Origin of the sequence: Paenibacillus dendritiformis (assembly GCF_015845845.1) — a bacterium.
In the GTDB taxonomy this organism is placed as follows: domain Bacteria; phylum Bacillota; class Bacilli; order Paenibacillales; family Paenibacillaceae; genus Paenibacillus_B; species Paenibacillus_B dendritiformis_C.
The window spans coordinates 1-2,697 of the sequence record NZ_LDIG01000128.1; the positions used below are offsets into that span (position 1 = coordinate 1).

At 50.0% G+C, this 2,697-nt stretch carries 4 protein-coding genes and 1 pseudogene; 1 reads left to right on the top strand and 4 read right to left on the bottom strand.

Features of this window, described 5'->3' with window-relative positions:
* The 4 genes and pseudogenes from tnpA to ABD76_RS11305 all read right to left on the bottom strand — a co-directional run.
* The coding region (gene tnpA / locus ABD76_RS11290) for an IS200/IS605 family transposase (protein ID WP_197256799.1) at nucleotides 1-283 on the bottom strand (283 nt) is incomplete at its 3' end.
* A gap of 442 nt (nucleotides 284-725) precedes the next feature.
* The gene (locus ABD76_RS11295; protein WP_197256927.1) at nucleotides 726-1,394 is read right to left on the bottom strand and encodes an N-acetylmuramoyl-L-alanine amidase; all 669 of its coding nucleotides are present in this window, start codon (nucleotides 1,392-1,394) and stop codon (nucleotides 726-728) included.
* 78 nt (nucleotides 1,395-1,472) lie between these two features.
* Nucleotides 1,473-1,988, bottom strand: a pseudogene (locus ABD76_RS30410) (phage holin family protein); the annotation flags it as partial.
* Nucleotides 1,949-2,092, bottom strand: coding sequence for a hypothetical protein (locus ABD76_RS11305; protein WP_197256929.1), 144 nt, complete (start codon nucleotides 2,090-2,092; stop codon nucleotides 1,949-1,951). The gene ABD76_RS11305 and the pseudogene ABD76_RS30410, both read right to left, overlap by 40 nt.
* A 300-nt stretch (nucleotides 2,093-2,392) precedes the next feature.
* Here ABD76_RS11305 and ABD76_RS11310 point away from each other — a divergent pair, with 300 nt between their 5' ends.
* The gene (locus tag ABD76_RS11310) at nucleotides 2,393-2,638 is read left to right on the top strand and encodes a transposase family protein (protein WP_197256926.1); all 246 of its coding nucleotides are present in this window, start codon (nucleotides 2,393-2,395) and stop codon (nucleotides 2,636-2,638) included.
* Nucleotides 2,639-2,697: the final 59 nt, after the last annotated feature.

Here is a 2,697-nt window from a genome sequence, read left to right on the forward strand (position 1 = left end):
CATGCTTCTCGAATATCATCAGTGAGCTTTTTCCCTTCAGATATCCCATGAATGATGATACTGAGATTTTTGGAGGAATCGCTACTAGCATATGTACATGATCTGGCATCATGTGACCTTCTAAGATCTCCACTCCCTTGTATTTACATAAACGCTTGAAGATTTCAATCAAGTCTTTTCTCACTTGATTATAAATCTCTTTCCGTCTATACTTCGGGGTGAACACAATGTGGTATTTGCACATCCACTTCGTGTGAGCTAGACTATAGTTCTTGTTTGCCATCTAAGACCATTCCTTTCATTGAGCCTGAACATCTCAATTTTATCGGGATGGTCTTGTTGGTCAAACCCTCGATCCCTCCACCCGCATAGCGGGTGGTTTTTTGTTTCGTGCGTTTCACGCACTCAACGGGCTAAAGCCCATAATAAAATAGCCCTGCTGAGGAGCAGGGCATTCGATGAAGTGATCCATGAGCGCAGACGCTTGGAGAATACGGCAGTAGGCGTTACCAGACCCGGGCACGAGAAATGATAACAAGAAGGATGAACAACACCAAGATTACACCAATAGAAGTGAAACCCCCGAATCCACAACTTCCACATGAGAGTCCTCCACCAACACCACCAACAAATTCACCCATATGAGTTGACCTCCTTTCTTCTAGGTACTCATATCATATGAGATGAGCCGGGTTTTGACTTGGCTTGAACCCAATAAGAGAAAATTAGGCTTTGTCCCCTAACTGCTTCAAGAGCCGATCCAGAACAACGGCCACCTCTGCCCGCGTAATTGGCTCATTCGGCGTGAATCCATTCCCCCGGCCATTCATAATGCCGGCATCCATGACTCTACGGATCGACGCCTCGGCCCAATGACCTTCATAGTCCTGCTGCTTCGGTGTTTCCAATGTCCCCAGCTCCTTCTCGACCAATTTGATAAACTCCGACCATCTCGGCAGGATCCGGCTTGGGCAAGCCTTCCCGCTCCAGTGCCGGTGCGGCACAACACGGCTGACCGCGATTGCGTGCCGCTTGCACAGAAGCGCGATCAGCTCCGCCGCCCGCTGCCACGCCTTCGCCTCGTCCATTCCCTGGTACATACAGACCTCGATGCCAATAGATGTCGTATTGCCAGGGCCGTTCCCGTCACCGTCATGCCAGCCTTGCTCATCATCCCGCAGGTGCTGATACACTTCCCGATCGTCGACAGTGTAATGCCAACTCTTTTGGGCCCCGGCGCTGCCGTTCAAAATATATCGGCTATGGGCTTCAGCAGTAGCGCCAGGGGCCGAATTGTCTGTATTATGGATCGTAATATATTGCGGCTTCATCGGCCGGCTCGGCTTGTTCGGCCGACCGTCGGGAAGCAATCGCTGCTTAATTTCGATTGTCATTTTGGACTCCTTTCGGCTCGTTGCCCGAGCCAGTTTATTTTCGAGCTCCGATTTTACCCATTCCATGAGCTTGGTAACGAGCCATTCGGGAAAGAATCCTCCCCACCCAGCCCGTATAGCATTAGCGGTCATGGATTGAATCGTGTGGTACAGTATCCCGAACGCAAACAGCCCAAACACGACATCTGGTAAGCCGAGAGCCGCATCCAGTAGATGGCCGCCTGCAGGAAACAATAGAATAAAGAGCGTTCTACGAAGCCCACCAAGGCCATAAGTGCTTGCATAAGTCCCATCTTGCTTCGCGGCGCTGATTCCAGAAAGCCAATCCATTAGGATAAAAAAGAGGATCGCAGCCATCACGCTGACAACGATCTGACTTGTCCCATAAAGAAATTGCAGGCCGGGAACAATTGCGGCCCCAACGCCTGAAAACCAATTTAATACCTTCGGAAACGAATGTGATTCATTCAACATTGCATATCCCCCTCTGACAAAAGAATAGCCCCCGGGTATCCCGAGGGCATAAATATAGCGCCATACCATAGGGCAGGCGCTTATTGCTTCGTTTCTGTTGTTTCGATAATTTCCTTGCATTCCTCTTCGGAAATGTACTTCGGCACGTAAGAGCGAAGCTTTTCCTCGTCCGCGAATCCCTTGCGCCAGCAGTCCATCAAAAAGGCGAAAAATAGGCTCTTCATCACGCATTACCTCCTGCGTCCATCATACCCATTACGGCCAACTGCAACGCGTCAAGCTGCCTCCGAAGCTCTTCGTTCTCGGCCTTCAATTGTTCAATCGGCCCTGGCTCTTGCTGACGCTCCCGCTCGGCGTTATAGACCGCTTCGTACTCAGCCTCCGTGATAAGGTGAATATCATCATGTTTCGGGATATCCTCCTGTTCGGTTATGACATAGAAGTCCCTTGTACCTGAAGGATACACTTGAGACCCGGGCACGAAGCTGTCGATATCTAGTCCTTTGTAGTCGTAGGTGACTCAGGTGTATGCCAAATGGGCCAGGCCTCTTTCGCATTTTACGTTAATGTTCGAAGCCTGGGCGATGCGTCTGATGTCAGAAATGCCGGTTAATGCGGCTGCCCGCGAGCTGCGTGAACATGATACCCGCATGTGGCGGATCTTTCACTATTACGTGGACAAAGCCATGTCGGAGCTCGATGTTACGAGCGTAAAGCGCATCGCTATTGATGAAACATCCTCTAAAAGTCCGGTGAAAAAGTCCGCTTAAACAGGTCTTTCCCACGGTTTTGTCGAATTTGTACTGTAACAAATAATCGAGAGAGTGAT

Excerpts from the sequence above, each read along its gene's own strand:
- ABD76_RS11295 (WP_197256927.1), bottom strand. The coding sequence starts at position 1,394 with ATGACAATCGAAATTAAGCAGCGATTGCTTCCCGACGGTCGGCCGAAC.
- ABD76_RS11305 (WP_197256929.1), bottom strand. The coding sequence starts at position 2,092 with ATGAAGAGCCTATTTTTCGCCTTTTTGATGGACTGCTGGCGCAAGGGA.